Source organism: Kitasatospora sp. NPDC048296 (assembly GCF_043201815.1).
GTDB lineage: Bacteria > Actinomycetota > Actinomycetes > Streptomycetales > Streptomycetaceae > Kitasatospora.
Map to the genome: position 1 here is coordinate 101,222 of NZ_JBICZB010000005.1, position 26,148 is coordinate 127,369.

17 protein-coding genes and 1 pseudogene are annotated in these 26,148 nt (G+C 72.3%); 7 read left to right on the forward strand and 11 right to left on the reverse strand.

Annotated features, from left to right (window positions below; genetic code table 11):
• Window positions 1-356: 356 nt before the first annotated feature.
• The 7 genes from ACGF12_RS05800 to ACGF12_RS05830 all read right to left on the reverse strand — a co-directional run bounded on the left by ACGF12_RS05800 (window position 357) and on the right by ACGF12_RS05830 (window position 8,245).
• Window positions 357-947, reverse strand: a complete 591-nt coding sequence (locus ACGF12_RS05800; protein WP_393026019.1) for a hypothetical protein — start codon at window positions 945-947, stop codon at window positions 357-359.
• Window positions 948-1,083: 136 nt separating this feature from the next.
• Window positions 1,084-2,103, reverse strand: coding sequence for an N-acetylglucosamine kinase (locus ACGF12_RS05805; protein ID WP_393026022.1), 1,020 nt, complete (start codon window positions 2,101-2,103; stop codon window positions 1,084-1,086).
• Window positions 2,104-2,249: 146 nt separating this feature from the next.
• Window positions 2,250-3,530 carry a 6-phospho-beta-glucosidase gene (locus ACGF12_RS05810; RefSeq protein WP_393026331.1) on the reverse strand — a complete coding sequence of 427 codons (1,281 nt, stop codon included), beginning with the start codon at window positions 3,528-3,530 and terminating at the stop codon, window positions 2,250-2,252.
• An 8-nt stretch (window positions 3,531-3,538) separates the two neighbouring features.
• Window positions 3,539-4,447, reverse strand: a complete 909-nt coding sequence (locus ACGF12_RS05815) for a carbohydrate ABC transporter permease (RefSeq protein WP_393026025.1) — start codon at window positions 4,445-4,447, stop codon at window positions 3,539-3,541.
• A gap of 92 nt (window positions 4,448-4,539) precedes the next feature.
• On the reverse strand, window positions 4,540-5,568 hold the full coding sequence (locus ACGF12_RS05820) for a carbohydrate ABC transporter permease (RefSeq protein WP_393026028.1): 1,029 nt from the start codon (window positions 5,566-5,568) through the stop codon (window positions 4,540-4,542).
• Window positions 5,569-5,595: 27 nt separating this feature from the next.
• Window positions 5,596-6,951 carry an ABC transporter substrate-binding protein gene (locus ACGF12_RS05825; protein WP_393026031.1) on the reverse strand — a complete coding sequence of 452 codons (1,356 nt, stop codon included), beginning with the start codon at window positions 6,949-6,951 and terminating at the stop codon, window positions 5,596-5,598.
• Window positions 6,952-7,054: 103 nt separating this feature from the next.
• A complete protein-coding gene (locus ACGF12_RS05830) occupies window positions 7,055-8,245 on the reverse strand; it encodes an ROK family transcriptional regulator (RefSeq protein WP_393026033.1) in 1,191 nt (396 codons plus the stop codon).
• A gap of 980 nt (window positions 8,246-9,225) precedes the next feature.
• Between ACGF12_RS05830 and ACGF12_RS05835 the strand changes: the two genes are divergently transcribed.
• From ACGF12_RS05835 to ACGF12_RS05845, 3 genes and pseudogenes are all read left to right on the forward strand, one after another.
• Window positions 9,226-9,453 (forward strand): hypothetical protein, encoded by a 228-nt coding sequence (locus ACGF12_RS05835; RefSeq protein ID WP_393026035.1) that lies wholly within the window; start codon window positions 9,226-9,228, stop codon window positions 9,451-9,453.
• Window positions 9,431-9,949, forward strand: a complete 519-nt coding sequence (locus tag ACGF12_RS05840; RefSeq protein WP_393026038.1) for a DUF6879 family protein — start codon at window positions 9,431-9,433, stop codon at window positions 9,947-9,949. The genes ACGF12_RS05835 and ACGF12_RS05840 overlap by 23 nt, the downstream gene beginning before the upstream one ends.
• A gap of 2 nt (window positions 9,950-9,951) precedes the next feature.
• Window positions 9,952-10,362: pseudogene (locus ACGF12_RS05845) on the forward strand (Scr1 family TA system antitoxin-like transcriptional regulator); the annotation flags it as partial.
• 76 nt (window positions 10,363-10,438) lie between these two features.
• Here the strand turns inward: ACGF12_RS05845 and ACGF12_RS05850 are convergent.
• The gene (locus ACGF12_RS05850) at window positions 10,439-11,596 is read right to left on the reverse strand and encodes a mechanosensitive ion channel family protein (protein WP_393026041.1); all 1,158 of its coding nucleotides are present in this window, start codon (window positions 11,594-11,596) and stop codon (window positions 10,439-10,441) included.
• Between the two features lie 490 nt (window positions 11,597-12,086).
• On the opposite strand from ACGF12_RS05850, the gene ACGF12_RS05855 reads away from it, so the two are divergent.
• Window positions 12,087-12,731 carry an HNH endonuclease gene (locus ACGF12_RS05855; RefSeq protein WP_380614149.1) on the forward strand — a complete coding sequence of 215 codons (645 nt, stop codon included), beginning with the start codon at window positions 12,087-12,089 and terminating at the stop codon, window positions 12,729-12,731.
• 250 nt (window positions 12,732-12,981) lie between these two features.
• Here ACGF12_RS05855 and ACGF12_RS05860 read toward each other — a convergent pair whose 3' ends face one another.
• Window positions 12,982-16,941, reverse strand: coding sequence for a beta-N-acetylglucosaminidase domain-containing protein (locus ACGF12_RS05860; protein WP_393026045.1), 3,960 nt, complete (start codon window positions 16,939-16,941; stop codon window positions 12,982-12,984).
• A gap of 438 nt (window positions 16,942-17,379) precedes the next feature.
• Between ACGF12_RS05860 and malQ the strand changes: the two genes are divergently transcribed.
• Both malQ and ACGF12_RS05870 read left to right on the forward strand, forming a co-directional pair.
• Entirely contained in the window at window positions 17,380-19,518 is a 2,139-nt protein-coding gene (malQ, locus tag ACGF12_RS05865; RefSeq protein ID WP_393026048.1) for a 4-alpha-glucanotransferase, read from the forward strand.
• 74 nt (window positions 19,519-19,592) lie between these two features.
• Window positions 19,593-19,817 (forward strand): hypothetical protein, encoded by a 225-nt coding sequence (locus ACGF12_RS05870; protein ID WP_393026050.1) that lies wholly within the window; start codon window positions 19,593-19,595, stop codon window positions 19,815-19,817.
• 103 nt (window positions 19,818-19,920) lie between these two features.
• Here ACGF12_RS05870 and pepN read toward each other — a convergent pair whose 3' ends face one another.
• Both pepN and ACGF12_RS05880 read right to left on the reverse strand, forming a co-directional pair.
• Window positions 19,921-22,530 carry an aminopeptidase N gene (pepN, locus tag ACGF12_RS05875; protein ID WP_393026053.1) on the reverse strand — a complete coding sequence of 870 codons (2,610 nt, stop codon included), beginning with the start codon at window positions 22,528-22,530 and terminating at the stop codon, window positions 19,921-19,923.
• 176 nt (window positions 22,531-22,706) lie between these two features.
• Window positions 22,707-24,509 carry a PQQ-binding-like beta-propeller repeat protein gene (locus ACGF12_RS05880; protein ID WP_393026055.1) on the reverse strand — a complete coding sequence of 601 codons (1,803 nt, stop codon included), beginning with the start codon at window positions 24,507-24,509 and terminating at the stop codon, window positions 22,707-22,709.
• A gap of 392 nt (window positions 24,510-24,901) precedes the next feature.
• Between ACGF12_RS05880 and ACGF12_RS05885 the strand changes: the two genes are divergently transcribed.
• Window positions 24,902-26,080 carry an ROK family protein gene (locus ACGF12_RS05885; RefSeq protein WP_393026058.1) on the forward strand — a complete coding sequence of 393 codons (1,179 nt, stop codon included), beginning with the start codon at window positions 24,902-24,904 and terminating at the stop codon, window positions 26,078-26,080.
• Window positions 26,081-26,148 lie beyond the last annotated feature (68 nt).

Here is a 26,148-nt window from a genome sequence, read left to right on the forward strand (position 1 = left end):
GGCACCGGTTTACCGCCGACGGCCGGAAGCAAAGCACCGCCGCGGAAGCCGGGTCAACGACGGCGATAGTAAGACCAACCCCAAGGGAACCCCCGGCGAACGTATAGAACGCCAAAAGACCGCAGCTGACGGACTGTTGACACGCGTAGCGCAGCTGAATCTCAACAGTTGAGGGTGCGGTTTACACCGTATTCGTCCCCCCGCCTCCTCCCCGCGACCTTCACCGAAAGGCCACAACCACCCCTTCCCAGCCTCCCGGTCGGTGCCCTACCTTGTCCGCACCACTGCGACCGCCGTCCGCGGGAACACCGGCGACACCCGTGCTCCGGCTCGCACCTCGATGTGCCGACCGCCCGCTACGGCCCCTCGATCTCCCCGATCCGCATGATCCCCCCGTGCGAGTCGAGCACCACGTCGTAGGCGTTGCCGAAGCAGGCGTACGGGTCGGCCGGGTCGAGGTCGGCGAGGCAGTCGTTGAGGTGGGTGACCAGCTCGTCCAGCTGGACGGGCTTCGCCGCGTCCCCGTGCGGGCGGTCGACCAGCGTCGCCGTCACGCCCGACGCCGCGAAGCCGTAGTGGACGGGTGTGCCGATGGCCTCGTAGCGGGGCGGGTCGCAGGTGTAGCGGGCGGGCTGGGCGGTGAGTTCGCCCGGGCCGGCGGCGACGATGACGAGCACCTGGTGGCCGGGCAGTCGGCTGGGCGCCGGGCACGAGGAGCCGGGGTCCGGGGCGGCGATGGTGTCGGCGCCGGGCGAGTCGGCGGCCTCGTCGTCGGTGAGGTCGTCCCCGTCGTCCAGCAGGTCGTCGGCGCCCTCGTCGGCGAGGGCGGCGGCGGAGGAGGCCGCGTGCACCGTCGGGCGGGAGTCGGCGGGGGTGCAGCCGGTGAGGCAGGCCAGGGCGGTGCCGGTCAGCACGGCGGCGGCGAGGAGGATGCGGGGCACGGCCATGGCACAAGTCTCCCCGGGCGGCGGCGCTGGTCTGCACTCGGGTACACGACCGGCGCGCGGCGAACGGTTCCCGCCCCCGCCGGATGTGCGGATTCGGCAGGGGCGGGAAGTCTCGGGACGTCACCCGGGGAGGGCCTCAGGCCGCGACCGGCCGCTGCGCCTCGTACACCTCGCGCACCCGCGCCCGCGCCGTCGGCTCCACGCCCAGGTGGTCGAGCCCGAGCAGCGCCGCGCCCAGGACGGGCGGCGCGACGACCACCCGCGGCTCGGCCAGCGGGGCGGCCTCGGCGAGGCGCGCCGTGAGGTTGTCGAGCAGCAGCGGCTGCCGGGAGGCGAGCACCCCGCCGCCGAGCACCACCGGGGTGGGGACGTCCAGCAGGTCCAGCCGTCTCAGCGCGACGACGGCCAGCCGGACGATCTCGTCGGCCTGTCGGTCGATCAGCTCCAGGGCGGTGGCGTCCCCTTCGCCCGCGACCGCGAACAGCACCCGGACGATCTCGTGCAGCCGGGCGCTCGGCAGGTGCCCGAGGTGGACGGCCTCCGCGACGGCCCCGGCGCTGGGCAGGCCGAAGTGCTCGGCGATGGCCCGGGCCAGCGCGGTCGGCCCGCCGCGCCCGTCCTCCGCGCGGACGGCGTGCCACATGCTGGTGAGGGCGAGCCCGCTGCCGCCGCCCCAGTCGCCGGTGAGCTCGCCGAGCGCGGGGAAGCGGGCGGTGCGTCCGTCCGGCAGCAGGCCGACGCAGTTGATCCCGGCGCCGCAGACCACCGCGACCCCGCGCGGGCCGTCGGTGCCGGCCCGCAGCAGGCCGAAGGTGTCGTTGACGACGGTGTTGCTGGCGCCCCAGGGGTGCGATTCGAGGGCGGTGCGCAGCGCCTCCTCCTCCACGGGGAGGTCGGCGTTGGCCAGGCAGGCGCTGACGTGGCTGGTGAGCACGCCGTTCCAGGAGGGGTGGCCGGCTGCCGCGGCGGCCTCCTCGACCAGCGGAGCGAGGCCGGCGACGGCTGCGGCGCCGCCGATCCTCTGGGGTGCGAAGCCGCCGCCGCGGGCGGTGCCCAGGACGGTGCCGTCGGCGCCGATCAGGGCGACGTCGGTCTTGGAGTTGCCCGCGTCGATGGCGAGTACGCCGGGCAGGAGTGGTTCGGGCTGGTGGGTCATCGGGTCCCCGCGGCTCGTACGTGGCCCGGCCGCAAGCCCCGGCCGGGGTGCCCGGCCGGGGTGCCCGGCCGGGGGTGGTCGGTCTCCTCGCTGCGCGCCCGGCCCGTACTCCGGAGCGATCCGAAGCGGGCCGGGCACCGGGCCGATCAGGCCCAGGCGAGGTGCTCGCGGTTGTGGGCGAGCAGCAGGTCCGTGAGCCGGTCGGCGAGTTCGATCTGGCCGACCAGCGGGTGGGCGAGCAGGGCGTCGAAGATCCGGTCGCGTCCGCCGCGCAGGGCGGCGTCGAGCGCGAGGTGCTCGTACGAGGTGACGGCGGCGACCAGTCCGGCGAACAGCGGCTCGACCGGCCGCTGCGGCAGCGGCCGCACGCCGTCCGCGTCCACCTCGGCCGGTACCTCGATCACGGCGTCGTCCGGCAGGAAGGGCAGCACGCCGTCGTTGCGGGTGTTCACCACCTGCACGGACGTCTCGCCGCCGGTGCCCAGCAGTGCCGCGATCAGCTGGACGGCGGCCTCCGAGTAGAAGGCCCCGCCGCGCTTGCCGAGCAGCTCCGGCTTGGTGTCCAAGCCGGGGTCGGCGTACAGCTCCAGCAGTTGCCGTTCGATCTCGGCGACCTGTGCGGCCCGCGAGCCCTGCGCCTTGAGCTCCTCGACCACCGCGTCGTGCTGGTAGAAGTACCGCAGGTAGTACGAGGGCACCACGCCGAGCCGCTGGACGAAGGGCTGCGGCAGGTGGAGGTTGTCGGCGATCTCCTTGCCGAAGTCCCGCAGCAGCTCGGGCAGCACCTCCCGGCCGGCGGAGGAACCGGGACCGTCCAGCAGGGTCACCCCGCGCTCCCAGGTCAGGTGGTTGAGCCCGACGTGGTCCAGCCGGACCAGCTCCGGCGCGACCCCGAGGTGCGCCGCGAACTTGCGCTGGAAGCCGATCGCGACGTTGCACAGCCCGACGGCCTTGTGGCCGGCGCTCTGCAGGGCCCGGGTGACGATGCCGACCGGGTTGGTGAAGTCCACGATCCAGGCGTCCGGGTTGGTCCGGCGGACCTGCTCGGCGATGTCCAGCACGACCGGGACGGTGCGCAGCGCCTTGGCGAGCCCGCCCGCGCCGGTGGTCTCCTGGCCGACACAGCCGCATTCCAGCGGCCAGGTCTCGTCCCGGTCGCGGGCCGCCTGCCCGCCGACGCGCAGCTGGAGCAGGACGGCGTCGGCGTCCGCGACCCCCGCCGCCAGGTCCGTGGTCGTGGTGACCGTGGCCGAGTGCCCCTGCTTGGCGAAGATCCGTCGGGCCAGGCCGCCGATCAGCTCCAGCCGCTCGGCGGCCGGGTCGATCAGCACCAGTTCGCCGACCGGCAGGCTGTCGCGCAGCCGGGCGAAGCCGTCGATCAGCTCCGGGGTGTAGGTCGAACCACCGCCGACGATTGCCAACTTCAGTGCGGACATCAGCCCTTGACCCCTGTCAGTGTCACGCCTTCGATGAAGGCCTTCTGTGCGAAGAAGAAGAGGACGATCACCGGCGCCATCACCAGCAGGGTGGCGGCCATGGTGAGGTTCCAGTTGGTGTGGTGGGCGGCCTTGAACGATTCCAGGCCGTAACTGAGCGTCCAGGCCTCGTGGTTGTTGCTGGCGTAGATCTGCGGGCCGAAGTAGTCGTTCCAGCAGTAGAAGAACTGGAACAGTGCGACGGCGGCGATGGCCGGCTTGGCCATCGGCAGGACCACCCGCAGCAGGGTGCGCAGGTCGCCGCAGCCGTCGATCCGGGCGGCCTCGATGTACTCCTTGGGGATGGTCATCAGGAACTGGCGCAGCAGGAAGATCGAGAAGGCGTCGCCGAAGGCCATCGGGATGATCAGCGGCCAGAGCGAGCCGCCCATGCCCATCTGCTTGGCCCAGAACAGGTACATCGGGATGACGGTGACCTGGGGCGGAAGCATCATCATCGCGATGACCGCCATCAGCGCCAGATTGCGGCCGCGGAAGCGGAACTTGGCGAGCGCGTAGGCGACCGGCAGGCTGGAGACGATGGTCAGCAGGGTGCCGGCGCCGGCGTACACCAGGGTGTTGCGCCACCAGGTGAGGAAGCCGGGGGTGTCCCACACCTTGCCGTAGTTGCCCCACTCCCAGTGGGTGGGCCAGTAGTCGGTGGTGAGCGCCTGCTGGTCGTCCATCACCGAGGTGAGGAAGACGAAGACGAAGGGCAGCAGGAAGAACAGCGCGGCGGCGATCGCCAGGGAGTGCACGGCCACCCAGTTGAGCACGGCGCGGCGCCGGGCGGCCCGGGCGGCGGGACCGCCGGCCCGGGGGGCGCCGGCCGGGGAGGGCGCCTCGGTGAGCGTGGAGCTGAGAGTCATGGTGAAGTCCTCATTGGTCCGCGATCCGGTCCGCGATCCGGTCCGCTGGTCGGTCCGCTGGTCGGTCGCTGGTCGGTCCGCGATCCGGTCCGCTAGTCGTCGCTCGCCATGAAGCCGGACCGGCGGCGGAGCAGGATCGAGGTGACGGCCATCGAGATGGCGAACAGCACCAGGGCGACGACGCAGGCCGCGCCGTAGTTGAAGCGCTGGAAGCCGAGGTTGTAGACCATCTGCGGCAGGGTCCAGGTGGAGCCCTGGGGGAAGCCCGGCTCGAACGGCTGGCCGGAGTTGCCCGCGATGCCGCTGGCGACCTTCCCGGCGACGATCGCCTGGGTGTAGTACTGCATGGTCTGGATGACCCCGGTGACCACCGCGAACATGATGATCGGCGAGATGTTCGGCAGTGTGACGTACCGGAACCTCTGGAACGGGCCGGCGCCGTCCAGCTCGGCCGCCTCGTACTGCTCCTTGGGGACGTCCAGCAGCGAGGCCATGAAGATGACCATCAGGTCGCCGACGCCCCACATGGCGAGCATGGTGAGCGCGGGCTTGGACCAGTCGGGGTCGGCGAACCAGCCGGGCTGCGGCAGGCCGAGTTCGCCGAGCAGGTGGTTGACCGGGCCGGTGCCCGGGTTGAGCAGGAAGGCGAAGGCGACGGTGGCGGCCACCGGCGGGGCCAGGTACGGCAGGTAGAACACCGTGCGGAAGAAGCCGACGCCGGTCTTGATCTTGGTGATCAGCAGTCCGACGCCGAGGCCGAAGGCGACCCGCAGGGTCACCATGACGACGACCAGCCACAGGGTGTTGCGCAGGCCCTGCCAGAAGGTCGGCAGCTCGTTGAGGACGTAGTCCCAGTTCTTCAGCCCGTCGAAGCTGGGCGCGCCGAAGCCGTTGTACTGGGTGAAGGAGAAGTAGACGGTCGAGACCAGCGGGTAGACGAAGAAGACGCTGAACCCGATCAGCCAGGGCGAGAGGAAGGCGAGGGCGCGGGCCGCCTCCCGGCGGCGCTTCCGGCGCAGCAGGCGCTGCGTGGAGGACGCCGCCGGGTCGGCCGGCCCAGTGCCCTTGGCGGCGCCGCCCTCGGGGGCGCCTCCCTTGCGGGTGCCGAACGCGATTGACATGGGAGCTCCGTGGACCGTTCCCGCCGCCTACTTGGCCTGGGCGATGTCGGTGTCTATCTGCTTCGCCGTGCCGGCCAGGCCGGCCTGCAGGTCGGTCTGCTTGCCGGACTCGTAGTCGTAGCCGAGGTTCTGCAGCGAGAGGATGTAGCCGCCGCCGTTGACGCTGGCCGGGGTGGTGCCGGAGTGCGGGTTCTTGGCGACGTCCAGGAAGGTCTTGAAGTTGGGGTCGCTGACCAGCTTCGGCGAGCCCAGTGCGTCGAAGGTGCTCGGCACGTTGTGGATCTCGTTGGCGAAGTTGACCACCGCGTCGGTGTCGGTGGTCAGGTACTTGACCAGCTCCCAGGCCGCGGCCTGCTTCTTGCTGGTGCTGGCGATGCCGACGATGGTGCCGGTCTGGTAGCCGCGGCCGTAGGTGTCCGCCTGGTCGTCCGGGACGGGGAACGACGCGGTGGCCCAGTCGAAGTCGGGCTTGTTCTCGGCGAGCGAGGCGGTGCGCCACTCGCCGTCGATGGCCATCGCGACCTGGCCGGTCTGGAAGGGGTTCTTGGCGCTGAACTCCTCGCCGAAGGTGGCGCGGAACTTGTCCAGCTTGGCGAAGCCGCCGAGCTGGTCGACCATGCCCTTCTGCCAGTTGAGCATCGCGGCGACCTTCGGGTCGGCGGCGATGTTCGACTTGCCGTCGGCGTTGAAGTAGGTGGGGCCGTACTGACCGAGGAAGTGTTCGATCTGGGACTCGTAGCCGTGGTACAGCGGCATGAAGCCGAGCTGCTTGTACGAGTCGCCGTCGGCGACGGTCAACTTCTTGGCGTCGTCGGCGAATTCGCTGAAGGTCCTGGGCGGGTTCGCGATGCCGGCCGCGGCGAAGGCCTTCTTGTTGTAGTACAGGCCGTAGGCGTCGCCGAGCAGTGGCAGCGAGCACTGGTCGCCCTGGAACTGCGTGTAGTTGAGCATCGCGGCCGGGAAGGTCTTGGCCGCGTCGATGCCGCTCTTCTGCAGCAGGGGCTTGAGGTCGACGAAGGCCTTGGTCGAGCAGAACATGCCGACGTTGTTGGTGGTGAAGGAGGACACCACGTCCGGCGCGTCGTCGCCACCGGCCCGCAGGGCCTGGTTGACCTTGTCGTCCGCGATGTTGCCCACGGTCTTGACGTGGATGTTGGGGTGGGCCTTCTCGAAGGCGGCGATGTTGTCGTTGATCGCCTTCACCTCGTTGTCCTGGCTCCAGCCGTGCCAGAAGGTGATGGTGACGTCCTTGCCGCCGGCCGAGTCGTCGGTGCCGCCCGCGTCGTTGGAACCGGTGCAGGCGCTGGCGAGCAGGGCCAGCACGGCGCTGCCGGCGACGGCGGCGATCGTGCGACGGCCTCTGCGGGAGGTGGTGGCGTGCACTTCGAGGTCCTCCTGGAGGTGCGCGGGCAGGCGTCATTGCCTCGGGTCCCGCGTGGGGGTAGGGGAGAGGTGGGTGCAGGTGAACGAGGTGACAGGGGGAGCGTCAGTGGGTGGAGAAGACCGCCTCGCGGGCGTCGGCGAGGGCTCGTTGCAGGGCGCCGTGCAGGACGGGTGAGCCGGGCAGGGCACTGCTGCGGACTTCCGGCCGGGCGAGGCAGATCCGGGCCAGTTCGTCCTCGACGAGCGCGCGCAGGCGCATCCCGCCCGCGCTCGGCACCGCGCCGGAGAGGACCACCAGCTGGGGGTCGACCACGGCGACGATCACGGCCAGCCCGACGGCGAGCCGCCCGGCCAGTTCGGTCAGGAAGGTGTCGCCGGCGCCCGGGGTGGCCAGGGCCTTGGCGATCGACTCCTCCGCGCTGGGCGCGCCGAGGCCGTGCTCGCGGGCCAGGGCGCGGACGGCGGGTGCGCCGACCTGGGCCTGGAAGCCGCCGAACTTGCGCCGCCGGGCATCCCACTCGACCGGCGAGTCGGGCACCGGCATGTAGCCGACCTCCCCGGCGCCGCCGGTGAAGCCGCGGTGCAGGCGTCCGGCGATCACGATCGCGGCGCCGACGCCCGCCTCGGCCCAGAGCAGGACGAAGTCCTCGAAGCCCGCCGCCGCGCCGGTGGCCTGCTCGGCGACGGCGGCCAGGTTCACGTCGTTCTCGATCGACACCGGCGCGCCGATCGCCTCGGACAGCTCCTCGACCAGCCGCGGCGAGTGCCAGCCCGGCAGGTGGGAGGCGTAGCGCAGCTTGCCGGTGACCGGGTCGGGGGCGCCGCCGAGGCCGATCGCGACGGTGCGCAGGCTCCCCGGGCCGAGCCCCGCGGCCCGGACCGCCCCGGCGACGGCGGCGGCGACCGCGGGGACGGTCCCGGCGGCCGGGACGCCCCTGGTCGACACGGCGTGCTCGGTCAGCGTGGTGCCGGTGATGTCGGCGATCGCGACCCTGATCCCGCTGTTGGTGACGTCCAGCCCGGCGACGTACCCGGCGGCCGGATTCACCTGGTACAGCTGCGCGTTGGGGCCGGGGCCGCCCTCCGTGGTGCCGACCGGCAGGACCAGCCCGGCCGCCTCCAGGCGGGCCAGCAGCTGGGAGGCGGTGGGCTTGGACAGCCCGGTCAGGGTGCCGATCTGGGTGCGCGAGAGCGGGCCGTTGGCCAGCAGGAGTTCGAGGGCGGCGCGGTCGTTGATGGCGCGCAGGAGGCTCGGGGTGCCGGCGAGGGGGGCCTTGGCGGTGCTCTTGGTCATGCCCGGAATCCTCCTCTTTCGGCCGGTTGCCGGGAACTGTTAGGAAACTTTCCAGTTGCTTGTACAGGACCGTACGGGCCGTGTCGGCGGGGTGTCAATGGCCGGTGGAGCGGAGGATGCCGAAGCGTTACCGGACAGCGCGAAGCCCCGCCCCCGCCGGAGCGGGGCCAACACTTGCCCAGCATTCAAAAAAGGAAACTCATATCAAGAAGAACAAGTATGCCGCCCCTCCTTGAGTGGGGAGGGGTGGTGAATCAATGAGTGAAAGAATTAAAAAGATGGAATTGTGGGCGCCCTCGGCTCACCGAGGGGCCGCCCACGCAAAGCAAATAAGCTGCTGAAGCAGGCGCGGCGGCCTCCTCTGATGAGGAGGCCGCCGCCCAAAAGACAGGTCGCCGGACATTCGGGGTCGTCCGGCACGTCCTGTCGCCCCCTTAAACGGAAAGAATAAGCTTGGTGTCGGAATTTTGGTGCCCACTCCTCGGCATCGCCGAGGAGTGGGCATCCGAAGAAAGCACCAGATAACCGGCGAGCACAGCGAGGGTCGCCAAACTCCGCTGGCTGGACCAACTCAGCGCCCACCCACCGTCGAGTAGGCCGCCCATTGTCGCCCGTCGCCGCTTCGGCGCGGCCGAAGCGGCGACGGTAGGTCCGGGCTCCTGCACAGGAAGTCGGCCAGACCGACTTCCTGTGCGAAGACGGGAAGGTTGTGGGTCAATCACAGCTCAAGGCGTCGCAGACTGTGCGGGCCCCCTCGAAGGAGTTCCGGACTGCAAGACCGACATGGATTCGAGGCTGTGAGCGTAGTTGTAGAACCAGCTGCTGGCGTCCACTCGCCTGGGTGGGGTAGCGGGTTGACGAGCAAGTGGCCGTCGTAGCGGGAGGCCAGAGCAAGTTCGAGCAAGTTCATGGTGCGAGCGGCGACTTGTACGGCAAGATCGTTCAAGGCGATCGACTCCGACCCGCTTGGGACGCCCACCATGGCACTGCACAAGCTCGGACAAGACCCCAACAGCCCCGAAGGCAAGTCCCCGACGGTCTACTTCGACGACGTGACGGGCAACTACATCCTCCAGGGCTGGAAGGTGCTCGACCCGGAACGTCTCGCGCAGATGGACATCCCCGGGCACGAGACCGTGATCGAATTCCCCAAGCGCATGATGCAGTTCTTCCCGGAGGTGAACGGTGGCAGCAGTCCCATCGCTTGAGGATCTGCTGCGGACCTGCACCCGCTCAGCTCTCCACCTGGAGATGCGCGACGGATACATGCGGGACGACCCGCTGTTCCTCCGTTGGCTCAGCGGACAGCGCGACGACCCTGCCGACCGCCCGTCGTGGTGGAGCCCCTGGTTGCAGCTCATCGAGGAGACCACGGGCCGCGGCGTTGAGGTGCGGCGCGCGCGGGTCATCTCGGAACCGGCGAGCGAGTACATCCGGTTCGAGCACGAGATCACGTTCCGGAACGTTGCCTCCGGTGAGCAGGTCAGGTGGCTTCCCCGTCGGCAGGCGACTGGCCTGGCGCTCCCGGGCAACGACTTCTGGCTGATCGACGGACAGCTTCTCCTGGTCCACCACTTCAGCGGTGACGGCAACTTCGTGGACGACGAGGTCACCACCGATCCGCAGATCGTGAAGCTCTGCGCCTCCGCCTTCGAGGCCGTCTGGGAACGGGCGGTCCCGCACGAGGACTTCCGGCTGCGCTGACCGTGTCCGCGTCGTCCAGCGTTCAGCAAGCCGAGCAGGCTCTCGGCCAGCGTCTGCGCGACATCCGGCGAGACTCCGGACTCAGCGCGCGGGCGCTGGCCGAAGCTGCTGGGTGGCATGAATCGAAGTGCTCCAAGATCCAGAGCGGCCGGGTGATGCCATCGGAGGCCGACCTGCATGCCTGGACGGCCATCTGCGGGGTCCCGGATCAGGCAGCAGACCTCATTGCGACGGCCCGGAACATCGAGGGAATGCACATTGAGTGGCGGCGCCTTGAGCGCGCTGGCCTCAAACGGGTTCAGGAGTCCGTGCGCCCCCTGTTCGAGCGCACGCGGCGATTCCGGATGTACCAGTCGTGGGTCATCCCCGGCCTGCTCCAGACAGCGGCCTACACGCGCGAAGTGCTACGCACGATCGCGGCCCGGCCGACAACGGCCGGGTCGCCCGAAACCGGGGGAAGGCAAGTGATCGACCGGCCGAGCCGGAACGTTACGGCTTCTGCAGCGTCGGGTCGTCCACCGGCGGCTTCGGCAGCGGGATCGGCTCGGCCGCCCGGTACCGCGGCGAGGTCGGGTCGGACAGCGCCGACGGCGGCGAGGGCTCCGCGATCGCCACCCCGGTGGCCACCGCCGTTGCCTCCTCCTTGACCTTGATCCCGGCCAGGTCGAAGGCCGACTTCAGCCGCTGGCGCAGCGCCCGGGACACCAGCGGCGCCTTGCCCGGCGCCGTCCGGGCCTCGACCCGCACCATCACCGAGTCCGCCGCCACCGACTCCACGCCCAGGATCGACACCGGCGCCCAGACCAGCTCGTCGTACGGCGCCTCCTTGGAGAGCGACTCGGCGGTCTCCTGGATCAGGTCCTCGACCCGCTGCAGGTTCTCCTTGTACCCGACCTGCACGTCCACCGAGGCGGTCGCCCAGCCCTGGCTCATGTTGGCGATCCGCTTCACCTCGCCGTTGCGGATGTACCAGATCTCACCGTTGGCCCCGCGCAGCTTGGTCACCCGCAGCCCGACCTCCAGCACCGTGCCGGTGGCCACCCCGGTGTCGATGTCGTCGCCGACGCCGTACTGGTCCTCCATGATCATGAAGACCCCGGAGAGGAAGTCCGTCACCAGGTTGCGGGCGCCGAAACCGATCGCCACACCGGCCACACCGGCACTCGCCAGCAGCGGCGCCAGGTTCACCCCGAGCGCGGAGAGCACCATCAGCGCCGCCGTGCCCAGGATGCTGAACGAGGCCACGCTGCGCAGCACCGAGCCGATCGCCTCCGAGCGCTGCTGGCGCCGCTCCGGGTTCACCACCCCGTGGTTGGCCAGCAGCCCGCCCAGCCGGCTCTCCTCGTGGTGCTCGTGACCGCGCGCCATCCGCGCTATCAGCTGGGTGATCAGCTTGCTCACCACGACCCGCAGGACCATCGCGAGCACGATGATGAGGATGATCTGGAGGCCGCCCGCCAGCCAGCTCTGCCAGTGCGTGTCGAACCAGCTGGCCGCCTGCTTGGTGGTGTCGGTGACCTCCTGCGCACTGGTGGGGATGCGCAGGTCCAGCTGCGGCAGCCCCGGCGCGGTGGGGGAGAGCGCCGGCGTCGGGGTGGAGAGCGTCGAGGACGCGTCGGTCAGACCGGTGGCGCCGGAGCGGAACACGTGCGGGACCTTCCTTGCTGGGGGCGTGACGGGCCCGCGCAGCCGCAAGCGGCCCGCGGACCGTGCGCCTCAGCCTAGCCGTTGCCGAACACCCGCCCGGACACGCCGAAGGGCGTACAGAAGATCCCGGACGCCCCGTCAACGCCCCGGTGCGCTCCCCCTATGCACCGCCCCCGCGCCACCCGGACCGACCCCGAACGGCCCAGGCAGGCCGCCGTACGGGCCAGGGCGCTGCTCCGACCGGCCGAGCCGCCCCCCGGGCGGGAGACCGCGCCGTACCCCGGCGCCGCCGTGGTGCAACCCGACCTCTCCCAGGGCATACCGGGTATGACACAAGCCACACCCGGAGTTCACGTCGGGTCCGTTACACAGGAGTGGTGGCGCCGTACAAAGGCGTAAGGCGACACTGGGGGAGATCGCGCACTCGTTGTGCGATCCAACCGCTCGTCCCGGCGCGAGCCACGCGCCGCAGGCGTCCAAGGAGGCATCCGTGCCGCATGTCCTGGTCCTCAACGCGTCCTACGAGCCACTCGGCGTCGTATCGATGCGCCGCGCACTCATCCTGGTCCTCAACCACAAGGCGGTCAGCCTGGAGGACTCGGGAGTCACTCTGCACAGCGCCACCAGCGCCCTTCCGGCGCCGTCCGTCGTCCGACTGACCCGCTTCGTCCGGGTCCCCTTCTGCGGGCCCGTCCCGCTCACCCGCCGGGCGCTGTTCGCCCGGGACCACGGCCGCTGCGTCTACTGCGGGGCCGCCGCCACCAGCGTCGACCACGTCATCCCGCGCAGCCGGGGAGGCCAGCACCGGTGGGACAACGTGGTGGCAGCCTGCCGCCGCTGCAACCACACCAAGGCCGACCGCCACCTCACCGAACTCGGCTGGCGGATGAAGCGCCCGCCCGCACCGCCCAGCGGCCTCGCCTGGCGGATCATCGGCACCGGGATCAAGGACCCGCGCTGGCGGCCCTACCTGGAGCCCTACGGCGGCTCGGACCAGCTGCGCGCCCCGCAGTGGGGCGAGTACGAGCACCACGACCATACCGAGCCGAACCACTCCGTCCCGATCGGCCGGGCGCACGGCGCCCACCCCGCCCCCGTCCGCCGCGGCGAGCAGCCCGAACCGCTCTCCGCCTGACCGAAGCACCACAAGGGCCCGCCCGTCATACCGTCGGTACGCGCCTCATGGGCCGCCGCGCCCCCCACACTGGGGAGCCCGGCGGCCCGCCGCGTTTTTTGGGCACCCCTTTTTTGGGTCCGGCTCGCCTCCGGGGCGCTCTGGTCCGGTGCCGACGGTCGGCGCTCCCTCGCTCCTCCGTCGCTCCCTCGCTTCTCCCTTTCGGCACCGGCGCGCCCCTTCGGCTCGCCGGGCTTGCCCGGGTGGCCTCCTACTGCTTCGGCGGCGCCGCCGGAGGCGTGGTGGCCGCGACCCCCGGCTGCCCCGGGCCTGGCTGGCCGGGCTGGCTCGGCTGGGCCGGCGGAGTGGTCGGCGGCTGCGGCGGGACGACCGGCGCGGTGACGGCGTACAGCTCGATGCCGTACAGCGAGTAGCCGAACTTGGTGGCCCGCGCCACGCCCTGCATCCGGACGAACCGGACGTTCGAGGCGTCGAAGCGCACCGTCTCGTCCCCGCCCTTGCCGTTGTCCACCACCGCCGCGTCCGTCCAGGTGCTGCCGTCCGGCGAGACCTGGAGCTTGTACGAGGAGGCGTACGCGGCCTGCCAGTGCAGCACCGCCGCGCCCAGGTGGACGGGCTGCGGCAGCTCCAGCTGCACCCAGGCGTCGTCCTTGGCCGGCGAGGACCAGCGGGTCTTGGGGTCGCCGTCGGCGACCGCCGAGGCCGGGAAGGACGGCGTCTCGTCGCCCGAGGAGGTCGCCGTCGAGCCGACCGCCAGGTCCGGCCCGCTGGTCGGCGGCACCACGTGCACCTGCAGCACCTGCTTCACGGTGGTGCCGCCCGCCACGTACGACACCGGCACCTGGTACGTCCCGGACGGCGTCCCCGGCGCGGCGGTGACCAGCAGCGGCACGCCCACCCGGCCGCCGCGCGGCACGGTCACCGGGCCGGCCGGGGTCACGGTCAGGCCCTTGGCGGCGGCCGGCACCTCGGTGCGCAGTTCGCCGGTGGTGCCCTCGGGGCGGCCGGCCTCGACGGTGGCCTGGGTCTTGGCGGGCGAGGCCGCGCCGGTGACCACGTCCAGCGCCGGGTCGGCCAGGCTGAGCCGGGCCGCCGGGACGTCCGAGTACCAGGGGATCACCTGGTTGACCACCGGCGGGTCGCCGCCGGGCTTCCAGGTCAGCCGGAAGGCGTCGGCCAGCTGTCCGCCGGCCGCCAGCTCGTTGTAGCCGGGCTGCACGGTGCCGATGTCCGTCCAGGTGCCGTCGGAGCGGCGCACCGCGACGGTGGCGGTGGCGTGCACGTTCGGGTCGGTGAGCACGGTCAGCCGGTCCAGCGGACGGGCGCTGCCGAGCTCGACGGTGAGCGGCTGGTCCTGCGCGGTGGGCGGATTGGCGGCCCGGTACGCGGTGTCCGGGTTGCCGTCCAGAACGGCCGCGGCCGAGGAGCCGGGCAGCGCGTCGGGCCCGCCGGAGACGCTGGCCGGGGCCTCGTCGGGGGCGGTGACGGTGAACTCGCGCACCGCGACGGCGGTCTTCTGCGCGGCCGTGGCCCGCAGCCGTACCGCCCGTACCACCGTGCCCGGCGGCAGCTGGGCGCTGACCGTCTTCTGGTTCTTCACCACGGCGAGCTGCTTCCAGCCGCCCTCGCCGGTGCTGTACTCCAGTACGCCGTCGCGGATGTAGTCGTCCACGGCGGTCTGGGCGTCCGGGCCGTCGCCCCAGCCGCCCATCAGCACGGTGACACCGGTGATCGCCCGGCCGGCGCCCAGGTCCACGCCGACCGAGTCGCCGGGCTGCGGGGGAGCGGAGCTCCAGTAGAAGGTGTCGGCCTGGCCGTCGGTCATCAGCGCGGGCAGGTGGTCGTGCGCGGTGCCCATGCTGGTGGTCGGGGTGACCCCGCCGCTGACCACGCCGGACCAGTTGTCGGCGGCGCGCACCGCGCGGTCCAGGAACGGGCCGAGCACCCCCGCGCCGATGGTCGCCGGGGACTGGGAGAGCTGGGCACGCAGCCGGTTGAGCTGCACCCGGGCCTTCCAGGCCGCCGCGCCGTCGCCGCCCTTCTGGGCCAGCAGCATGTCCAGCGCGGCCTGCCCGGCCAGCCCGTAGTCGTGCAGCGGGCCCAGCCACGGCCCGGCCTCGGCGGCCAGCTGGGCGGTGGCCTGGGTGCCGGCCAGGGTCTGCTGGGCGGTGGCCATCGCCGCGAAGGCGTCCCGCAGCGGGCCCGCGGCCTCGATCAGCTTGGCGAGGTCCGGGGTGGCGCCGGAGGTGGGCTCGGCGGCGGCCCAGAACCGGTCCAGCAGCGGCGTCAGGTAGCCGGACTCCTGCTTGGACAGCGGCGAGGAGGTGCTGTTGCCGGCCAGCGCGGTCACCGCGGACAGCGCCGACCCGGCGGGCGTGGCGGCGGCGCCGGTCGGCCCGGCCAGCGAGCGCACCGCGGCCTGCCAGGAGTCGTCGGGCTTGTAGCCGGTCGGGTTCCAGGCGAAGTCGCCGGCCGTGGCGAGCGCTATCCGGGAGGCCACCGGCTGCTGCATCGCGCCGGTCAGCAGCACCGCCGAGCGGGTGGCCACCTCCGGATCGCGCCCGGTGTAGGCACCGAGGAAGAGCCGGTCCGGGCTGGCGTCGTTGACCGGGTAGTTGTCCATGGTGACCAGCGGGTGCCCGTACAGGCTGCCGGTGTCGGAGGTCTGGGCGCCGGTGATCTTCTCCGGGATCACCCCGCCGCCGCTCCAGGCCACCTGCACACCGCTCGGCAGCGCGTCGGCCAGCGCCTTGCGGTACGGCGAGGTGCCCTGCTTGTGGTACTCGGTGGGGACGACGGACAGCGGCGCCAGGCCCGGGTTCTTGGCGATCAGCCGGTCCTGCACCTTCTTGATCAGCGCGGCCTGCGCCTTGGCGGCCGCGGCCGGACCGCTGCCGTAGGCGTCGTGGTCGTCGTCGCAGTGCCACTCGTCGTAGCTGACGTCCAGGAACTGCAGCTGGAAGGCGGTGAAGCCGAGCTTGCGCAGCCCGTCCAGCTTCGAGACCAGCGCGTTGACGTCCTCCTCGGAGCTGAAGCAGAGCGACTGCCCCGGATCGATCGCGTAGCCGAGGGTGACGTGGTTCTGCCGGGCCCGGTCGCCGAGCTCGCGCAGCTCCGACTGCTGCGCGGCGGGGTAGGCGTCGCGCCAGCGGGACAGCCGGAACGGGTCGTCACCGGGGGCGTAGAGGTAGAAGTTCTGCTTGGAGCGGCCCAGGAAGTCGACCTGGTCGAGCCGCTGCTGGGCGGTCCACGGGGTGCCGTAGAACGCCTCCGCGGTGCCGCGCACCGCCGCGCCGCTCGGCCAGTCCCGCAGCGTGATCCCGGGCAGCCCGAGCCCGGCCGCACCCGGCCCCTGGCCCTGCCCGGCCGGTACGGCGGAGAGCAGCTGGCGCAGGCTCTGCGCGGCGTAGAAGGTGCCGACCGCGTCCACGCCCGCGAGCACCACCGCGCCGTAGGTCCCGCCGCCCTGGGCGGGCAGCTGGCCGGCCGCCAGCACGTAGCCGCCGTCCGTCATGCCCTCGGTCGAGGGCGCGACGCCGTCCTTGGAGCCGGCCGCGGCGGCCAGCTGGCGCAGCGTCCGGTCGACCTCGCCGCCGGCGTCCTCGGCGGCCCCGCCGACGTACACCACCAGCGAGCCGGCGGCCGGCGTCCCGCCGTCCGGCTGCGGGGTCACCGAGGTGGCCCCGGCGATCGTCAGCACCTCGCGCACGGCGTCCACCGCGCCCCGGTCCACCCTGGGCGCGGGCACCAGCGTGACCGCGGCCGGCACCGTGACGGCCTTGCCCGCCACGGTCTGCTCCTGCGGGTGCGGGAACACCTGGGGGTTCGTCACACTGCCCAGCGGCGTCTGCGGCGCGCTGCTCACCACGTCCGGCCCGGGCGTCGCCGCGTACGCCGCCGACGGCATCGGCCCGGCCAGCAGCCCGCCGACCACCGCCGCCGCCGCGACCCCGGCCGCGATCTGCATCGCCCGCCGCCCCGGCCGCCCCGCCGCACGCTCCGCCCGCACGGATGCCAACAGCGGCTCCGTCCCCTTCAGATCGGCGATCAGCCGGTCCGCGGTCCTCGGCGCCAGCTGACGGCACGTCCGCGCGGTGGCCCGCCGGGCACTCAGCGCGGCCGGATGCTGCAGCACCTCCCGCAGCGCCGGACTCTGCTCCAACTGCTGCCGCAGCCGCCGCCCGGCCACAACGGACACACGGGCTTGCACAGGAGCCTCCTCGACAGGCCTGGACCACAACGCGAGCAACCCCACCAGCTACCCAACCCGGTGTCAACGTCGTCGACGGCTATGTTGAATTTGCCCCGATTCATCCCGCTCCCCAACCCGTGCTCCGAGGGCGCCCGCGACGGCCGGAACCGGCGACACCGTGCGGCGATGCGTCAGCCGGACCTCTGGGAGGGGCAGAGGGGCGTGACCGGCATCCGCACGAGCGCCCTCCGGTCCCTCCGGCAGGCCTCGGCGGCGCCGCTGTCCCCGACCGGCTCGGTCCGCCCGCGGTCCGTCGCCGACGACCGACCGGTCGAACCGCGGTGGCCCGGTGCGATCCGCCCCGTACGGTCGTGTCGCGCAGCGTGGTCGGCTCGTCACCCGGGTAGGACTTGGGAGTCCTGACCGGGCGTTGCCGAGACATCGCAGGAGCCGCGAGTGGCCGCTTACCACGACAGTGACGGAGCCGACGGGCTGAAGGTGCCGCCGCAGGACGCGCCGCCACCGCCGGCCGAACTGGTGGCGCTGGCGCAGGCGTACGGGGTGGATGCGCGGCACCCGGGGCCGGGTGGGCAGGCGGTGGGGGCGCGGACGCTGGTGGCGGTGCTGGCGGCACTGGGGGTGGCGGCCGGGACGCCGGAGGAGGTGCGGGAGGCGCTGGAGCGTCACCGGGCCGAGCAGCAGGGCCGGTTGCTGCCGCCGTGCGTGGTGGTCCGGCAGGGGCGGCGCACCGCGCTGGACGTGCCGGCCGACGCCCGGCTGCGGGTGGAGCTGGAGGGCGGGGGCAGTTGGGAGCTGCCGCGCGGTCACTCGCACTGGCTGCCCGCGGACCTGCCGCTCGGGCGGCACACGCTCAAGGCGGAGAGCAACGGCGCGACAGCAGCGGCACCGCTCATCGTCGCCCCGCAGCAGCTGCCCCAACTTCCCGGTCGCAACTGGGGGTTCCTCGCCCAGCTGTACTCCGTCCTCTCCTCCCGCTCCTGGGGCATGGGCGACCTCGGCGACCTCGCCGAGCTGGCCCAGTGGGCGGGTGCCGGGCTCGGTGCGGGCTTCGTGCAGATCAACCCGTTGCACCAGGCGCTGCCGGGCGCCCCGGGTACTCCCACCGACCCGTCCCCGTACCGCCCGTCCTCCCGCCGCTTCGCCGACCCGGTGCACCTGCGGATCGAGGCCGTCCCCGAGTACGCCTACCTGAACACCGCACAGCGGGAGCAGGCCGACGACCTGGCCCGCCGCGCCGCCCGGCTGCGCGACGAGGTGCTCGGCCACGACGGTCTGATCGACCGCGACGCCGTCTGGGTGCTCAAGCGGGAGGCCCTGGAGCTGCTGCACGAGGTGTCGCGCGGCCCCGGCCGTCAGGCGGCGTACGAGGCGTACCAGCGGCGCGAGGGCGAGTGGCTGCGCCGGCACGCGTTCTGGAACGCCCTGGCCGAGGCGCACGGCTCCGACTGGCACCACTGGCCGAAGGGCCTGCGTCACCCGGACGGCCCACAGGTCGCGCAGGCCGCCAAGGAACTCCAGGAACGCGTGGAATTCCACCGCTGGCTCGCCTGGCAGGTCGACCAGCAGCTTTCCCACGCCCAGCGCAGTGCCCGCGAGGCGGGCATGCCGGTCGGCCTGATCCACGACCTGGCCGTCGGCGTCCACCCCGACGGAGCCGACGCCTGGGCCCTCCAGGACGTTTTGGCCGGCGGCATCTCGGTCGGCGCCCCGCCGGACGCCTTCAACGCCCACGGCCAGGACTGGGGCCTGCCGCCCTGGCGCCCGGACGCGCTGGCCGCCGCCGGCTACGCCCCGTACGCGGAGCTGCTGCGGGCGACCACCCGGCACGCGGGGGCGCTGCGCATCGACCACGTGATGGGCCTGTTCCGCCTCTGGTGGGTCCCGGCCGGGCACCCGCCGACCGAGGGCGCGTACGTGCGCTACGACGCCGAGGCGATGCTCGGCGTGCTGGCCCTGGAGGCGCACCGGGCCGGGACGGCGGTGATCGGCGAGGACCTGGGCACGGTCGAGCCGGGCGTCCGGGAGGAGCTGGCGGCGCGCGGCATCCTCGGCACCTCCGTGCTCTGGTTCGAGCGGGACTGGCAGGCGAACGGCGGCATCCTCGCCCCGGACCGCTGGCGGCCGGGCTGTCTGGCCACCCTCACCACCCACGACCTGCCGAGCACCGCGGCCCGGCTCTCCGGCGAGCACGTCGAGCTGCGGCACCGGCTGGGCCTGCTGGCCCGGCCGCTGGGGGAGGAGCAGGAGGAGGCGGCGACGGAGCTGGCGGACTGGCGGGCCGAGCTGGCCGGGCTGGGGCTGCTCACCCCGGGCGAGCCGCTGTCGATGCCGGTGCTGTACCGCTTCCTGCGGGCGACCCCGGCGGAGCTGGTCGGCGTGTGGCTGCCGGACCTGGTCGGCGACCCGCGCCCGCAGAACCTGCCCGGTACCTGGGACCAGTACCCGAACTGGCGCCTGCCGGTCGCCGACGGCGCCGGCGACCCGGTCACCCTCGACCACCTGGCCGCCGTCCCGACCGCCCGCCTGCTGGCCCACCTCCTCGCCCCGCCCAGCCCGCGCGACCCCGGCCGCTGACCGGGACGGGCCCCGCGGGCCGGAAGGCCGACCCCGACGCGCGCCCACCCATAAGCGGCGGGTAAGTTGGAAACGTGGACAAGAGGAACGCTTTGCGAGCCGGCGCGGTCTGCGCAACGGTCACGCTGATGATGCTGCTGTCGTCGCCCGCCATGGCCCTCACCAGGGACGACGGTGACGACCCGGGTCCTGGCCTGAGCGTCGGCCAGACCATCGGCCTGTACGTGCTGATCCCGCTCGCGGCTTTCGCCATCATCGCGGCCCTCGCGGGCATGCCGTACGGCAAGAAGAAGAAGTAACCGTCGCGTCCACCAGGACCCAGCGTCCACCAGGACCCGCACAACCCTGAAGGGGCGCCGGACGATCCCGTCCGGCGCCCCTTCAGGCGTTCCCGACATCCGGTCAGCGAGCCCCCGCCGCCCGGTCCACCGCCTGGGCCTTGAGCGCGCGCTCGATCCCGGCCCGCGCCTCGACCACCTGGCGCCGCAGCGCCGGGGCCGGATCGGCCTCGGTCAGCCAGGCGTCCGTGGCGGCCAGCGTCCCGGCCGACACCTGCAGCGACGGGTACAGCCCGACGATGATCTGCTGCGAGATCTCGTGGCTGCGGGTCTCCCAGATGCCCTTGACGGCGGCGAAGTACTTCGCCGCGTACGGGGCCAGCAGCTCCCGCTGGTCCGACTGCTGGAAGCCGGCGATCACGGCCTCCTGGACGTAGTTGGTCAGCTTGTCCGACTCCACCACCGAGGCCCAGGCCTCCGCCTTGGCCTCGGCGGTCGGCCGGGCGGCGCGGCAGGTGGCCGCGTGCTCCTGGCCCGCCGCCGTGTTGTCCCGCTCCAGCTCGGCGGCGATCGACGAGTCGTCCGCGCGCCCGGTGGCCGAGAGCCGGGTCAGCAGCGTCCAGCGCAGCTCGGTGTCCACCGCCAGGCCCTTGACCTCCACCGACCCGTCGAGCAGCCCGGCGAGCAGGCCCAGCTGGCCGTCCGTCCGGGCGACCGTGGCGAGACTGCGGGCCCAGGCCAGCTGGTGGTCGCTGCCGGGCTCCGCGGCGCGCAGGTGCTCCTCGGCGGCGGCGGCCCAGCGGGCGAGGCCCTGCTCGCGCCACTCCGGGTCGGCGTAGGCGTCCAGGGCCAGCTTCACCTGGCGCTGCACGGACTGCACCACGCCGATGTCGCTCTCCCGCCCGATGCCGGACAGCGCCAGCGACAGGTAGTCGCGGGTGGCCAGCTCGCCGTCACGGGTCATGTCCCAGGCGGAGGCCCAGCACAGCGCGCGCGGCAGCGACTCGGTGAAGCCGCCGAGGTGCTCGGTGACGACGGCCATCGAGTCCTCGTCCAGCCGGATCTTGGCGTACGACAGGTCGTCGTCGTTGAGCAGCACCACAGCCGGCCGGTGCCGCCCGACCAGCTCCGGCACCTCGGTGCGCGGGCCGTCGACGTCCAGCTCGATCCGCTCCGTGCGCACCAGAGAACCGTCGTCCGTCAGCTCGTACAGGCCGATCGCGATGCGGTGCGGCCGCAGCACGCCACGCGGCGGAGCCGCAGAATCGGACACAGTGCCCTTGGCGCCGGCCGGCAGCGCGGGGGCCTCCTGCAGCACCGCGAACGACTCGATCTCACCGTCCGTGTTCAACACGACGGACGGCCGCAGCACGTTGATGCCGGCCGTCTCCAGCCAGGACTTCGACCAGGCCTTGAGGTCGCGTCCGCTGGCCTCCTCCAGCGCCCCGAGCAGGTCACTCAGCCGCGTGTTGCCCCAGGCGTGGCGCTTGAAGTACGCCTGCACGCCCTGGAAGAACGCGTCCTGGCCGACGTACGCCACCAGCTGCTTGAGCACCGAGGCGCCCTTGGCGTAGGTGATGCCGTCGAAGTTGACCTGGACGTCCTCCAGGTCGTTGATCTCCGCCATGATCGGGTGGGTGGACGGCAGTTGGTCCTGCCGGTAGGCCCAGGTCTTCATCTGGTTGGCGAAGGTGGTCCAGGAGTGCGGCCACCGGGAGCCGGGCGCCTCGGCCTGGCAGACGGCCTCGGCGAAGGTGGCGAAGGACTCGTTCAGCCAGAGGTCGTTCCACCACTCCATGGTGACGAGGTTGCCGAACCACATGTGGGCGAGCTCGTGCAGGATCGTCGCGGCACGCGACTCGTACGCGGCGTCGGTGACCTTGGAGCGGAACACGTACTGGTCACGGAAGGTGACGGCGCCCGCGTTCTCCATCGCGCCGGCGTTGAACTCCGGGACGAAGAGCTGGTCGTACTTGGGGAAGGGGTACGGGTAGTCGAACTTCTCCTGGAAGTAGTCGAAGCCCTGCTTGGTGACCTCGAAGATCGCCTCGGCGTCCAGGAACTCGCGCAGCGACGGGCGGCAGTAGACGCCCAGCGGCACCCGCTGCTCGCCGTTCTCGTAGGCGTCGAAGACGCCCACGTACGGGCCGGCGATGAGTGCGGTGATGTAGGTGGAGATCCGGCCGGTGGGCTCGAACTTCCAGACCCGGGTGGCACCTTCGCCGACCGGCTCCGGCGTCGGCGCGTTGGAGACCACGACCCAGCCCTCGGGGGCGGTCACGGTGAACGCGAACGTGGCCTTCAGGTCCGGCTGTTCGAAGCTGGCGAAGACCCGGCGGGCGTCCGGCACCTCGAACTGGGTGTACAGGTAGGTCTCGCCGTCGACCGGGTCGACGAACCGGTGCAGGCCCTCACCGGTGTTGGTGTAGGCGCAGGTGGCGACCACGCGCAGCTCGTTCTCGGCGGCCAGGTTCGGCAGCGGGATCCGGCTGTCGGCGAAGCTGCCCGGGTCGAGTGGGGCGCCGTTGAGGGTGATCTCCTCGACGCTCGGGGCGACGAGGTCGATGAAGCTGTCCGCGCCGGGCGTGTTGGCGGCGAACCGGACCACGGTGGTGGACCGGAAGGTGCCACCGTCGCGGGCCGAGCCGAGGTCGAGCTCGATGTCGTACGCGTCCACCCGGAGGAGGTCGGCCCGGGTGCGGGCCTCCTCACGGGTCAGGTTGGTGCCGGGCACTCGCTGCACTCCTTTGTCAGGCTGATGGACCGAATCCTCGCATGCCCAACGGTCGAGCCCACCGGAAAATCGCAGGCGGGGCGGACCCGGGCCGAAGCCCGTGCCCGCCCCGCCCGGACGAGTGCCCGCGGCCCCGGGTCAGACCCCCGGGACCACGTCCGACGTCACCATGGCCGTCACTTCGACCACTTGGTCATCGGCGACGTGTAGCTGCTGCCGCGACGGTAGGCGATGATCGCGCTGTTGTCGTCGGTCACGAAGAACTCCGACATGCTCATCCCGATGTCCATGCCGTCCGGCATCGCCATGGTGCCGATGTCGCTCGTCGAGCCGTCGGCCTGCGACAGCGTCACCAGCTTGGCCGGCTTGTCGTAGCCCTGGCTGACGATCGCCCGGACCTTGCCGTCCTTGGTGGTGCCGGAGACCAGGCGCATGTCGTTGCTGTCCGCCGAGCCGGTGGTGGACCAGATGCGCTTGCCGGTGTTCAGGTCGTACGCGTTGATGCCCGACTTGCTGCCGGTGATCTGGACGTACAGCGTGGTGCCGCTGACCACGTTGCTGCTGATGGCGTCGGACTGGCCGGACAGGCGCAGGCTGTCCGAGCCGGCCTCCTTGGTCGACATCTGGTTGCCGGGCTTGTTGTCCTTGTCGAACGGCAGGATGTAGTCGCCGTTCGGGCCGCCGGTCATCAGCACCACCAGGGGCTGGGTGCTGACGACCTTGTCGACGCGCTCGATGGTGCCGGTGAGCGTGATCGGCGAGCTGGCGGGCTGGCCGGTCTCGGCGTTGACGATCTGCAGCACCGACTTCGGGCTGACGTCGTAGCAGCGGTCGGTGATCGCGATCTGCGAGCCGGCCGTGGCGCCGTACACGGTGCAGTCCTTGCCGCGGCCCTTCAGCTGCCAGACGGGCTGCCCGTTGTCGATGTTCAGCGCGCCGACCGGGCCGACGGCGACCACCTTGTCGGTGACGCTCAGCGTCGGCGAGGACAGCCGGTCCGCGGTGGCCTTGACGCTCCAGAGCAGCTTGCCCGAGGAGATGTCGACGGCGCCGATGGTGGAGCAGTCGTAGTCACCGGTGTTGAAGGAGACCGCGACGATGTTCTTGGAGTTGTGCGAGTAGGAGGCGGTGCACAGCTCCTTGGAGCCGGACGGCACCGGGATGTTCCAGGCCTGCTTGCCGTCCGAGAGATTGTAGGCCGTGATGCCGGTGCTGTCCGCGCGCACGGCGGTCTGACCGGCGCCCCAGACTCCGAGCAACTGCGAACTGGTGTCCGAGTCCTGCGGCTTGGCGGCGTTCCAGGCGACCTTGTACGTCTCCTTGCCCGGGGCGGGCGTGGTGTCCCCGCTGGTGCCGATGGTGGTGTTGCCGCTGTTGGAGGTGCTGGTCGTGGTGCCGCCCGAGTCGGCCACCGGCCCCGGGTTGGGCTTGGGGTCGTGCCCCTTCAGCAGGATGACCAGCGCGATCACGATGGCGACCACCAGCACACCACCGATGATGCCGCCCCACAGCATCACGGGGTTGCGCTGCGCGGGCGCGGCGGGCGCCGGCGCACCCGGGTAGGTGTACCCGGGCTGCTGCTGGTAGTTGTACCCGCCGGCGTTGTAGTCAGGGGTGGCGTAGCCGGCGCCGGCCGCGCCGCCGGGCATCGGGTCGTACGGGCCGATCGGCGCACCGCCCGGCGGCGGGGCCTGGGCGGGGAGGCCGGGCGCGGTCGGTCCGTACGCCGCGTAGTCGACGCCGCCCGGCGGCTGCGTGGGCGGTGCCGGCGGCTGGGCCGGCGGCTGGGCCGGCGGTCCGGCCTGGCCCGGAACGGCCGAGCCGTCGAGCTGCGTCATCTGGTCCGCGACGGCGGCCGGATCCACGCCGCCGTTTGCCGGGCGTCCGAACGAGACGCCCCGGTTCTCCTGCGGGCCGCTGCCGGGCACTTCGCCCGCGCCCGGCGTAGGGTGATCCCCTGCCATCTGATTCCCCGTCATGTCTGGAAGCGTCCCCCTGCCGGTACCGTCCGCGGCCCGGTGGGACGGGTGAGATTCGGCACCATGCTAGTGGTGGGTGGTTTTCGGCCGTCGCCAGTACCGCCGAACCCCGCCCCCACGGGCCCTGACCGCGCAACACTTTCACCGGCCACCCACGCCGCCGCCACGGCCGCCCCGCCCCCGGCACCAGCGCGCGCCCACCCGCGCGCCCCCTACCCGCCCACCCCCAGCACCCTCCACCCACCCCGTACCTCCCTCCAGCGAGAGGGAGGCGCCCCCGGCCACCCGCCCTCCCGAGAGCCACCCCCTACACGAAAGACCCCCGCGCCGTAGGCTTCAGGAGTTGAAGGGGACGCCCGCCAGAGGGATCCCCGCCCCTGGGAGGGTGGATCATGTCGACGGACACACCGGGCTCGCAGTCGTCCCTGCACCGGGCGAACCTGGAGCGGGTGCTCCGGGCGGTGCGGATGGCCGGTTCGCTCACCCAGGCCGAGATCGCCCGCGGCACCGGCCTCTCCGCGGCCACCGTCTCCAACATCGTGCGGGAACTGAAGGAGAGCGGCACCGTCGTGGTCGCCGACACCTCCTCCGGCGGCCGCCGCGCCCGCAGCGTCTCGCTCAGCGGCGACGCCGGCATCGTGGTCGGCATCGACTTCGGCCACACCCACCTGCGGGTTGCGGTCGGCAACCTGGCGCACCGGGTGCTGGCCGAGGAGAGCGCCCCGATCGACGTGGACGTCTCCGCCGCGCAGGGCTTCGACCGGGCCGAGGCGATGGTCGAGCGACTGCTGGAGCAGGCCGGCTTCCGCCCGGAGAAGGTGATCGGCGTCGGCCTCGGCGTGCCCGGCCCGATCGACGTGGAGACCGGCGCGCTCGGCTCCACCGCGATCCTGCCCGGCTGGACGGGCATCGCCCCGGGCCGGGAGCTGGCCGAGCGGCTCGGCATGCCGGTGCACGTGGACAACGACGCCAACCTGGGCGCGCTCGGCGAGCTGGTCTGGGGCGCCGGCCGCGGTCTGAGCGACCTCGCGTACATCAAGATCGCCAGCGGCGTCGGCGCCGGGCTGGTGGTGAACGGCCAGATCTACCGCGGTCCGGGCGGCACGGCGGGTGAGATCGGGCACATCACCCTGGACGAGGCCGGCCCGGTCTGCCGCTGCGGCAACCGGGGCTGCCTGGAGACCTTCGTCGGCTCCCGCTACCTCCTCTCGCTGCTCAGTTCCACCCTCGGCCCCGACCTCACCCTGCCCCGGGTGGTCGAGCTGGCCCACCAGGGCGACCTCGGCTGCCGCCGGGTGATCGCCGACGCCGGCCGGCAGATCGGCACAGGCGTGGCCACCCTGTGCAACCTGCTCAACCCCCGCCGGGTGATCCTCGGCGGCGACCTCGCCGAGGCCGGTGAGCTGGTGCTCGCCCCGATCCGCGACTCGGTCGCCCGCTACGCCATCCCCAGCGCCGCCCGCCAGCTCTCGGTCGTTCCCGGCACCCTCGGCGGCCGGGCCGAGGTGCTCGGCTCGCTGGCCCTGGTGATGAGCGAGATGGGGGAGTCCGGCGCCCTCGGCCGCCACTGAGGGCTCCCGGGTGGACGGCTGCCGGCCCGCCCGACCGGAACACCCATCCGTCAATGCGGCATTGACGT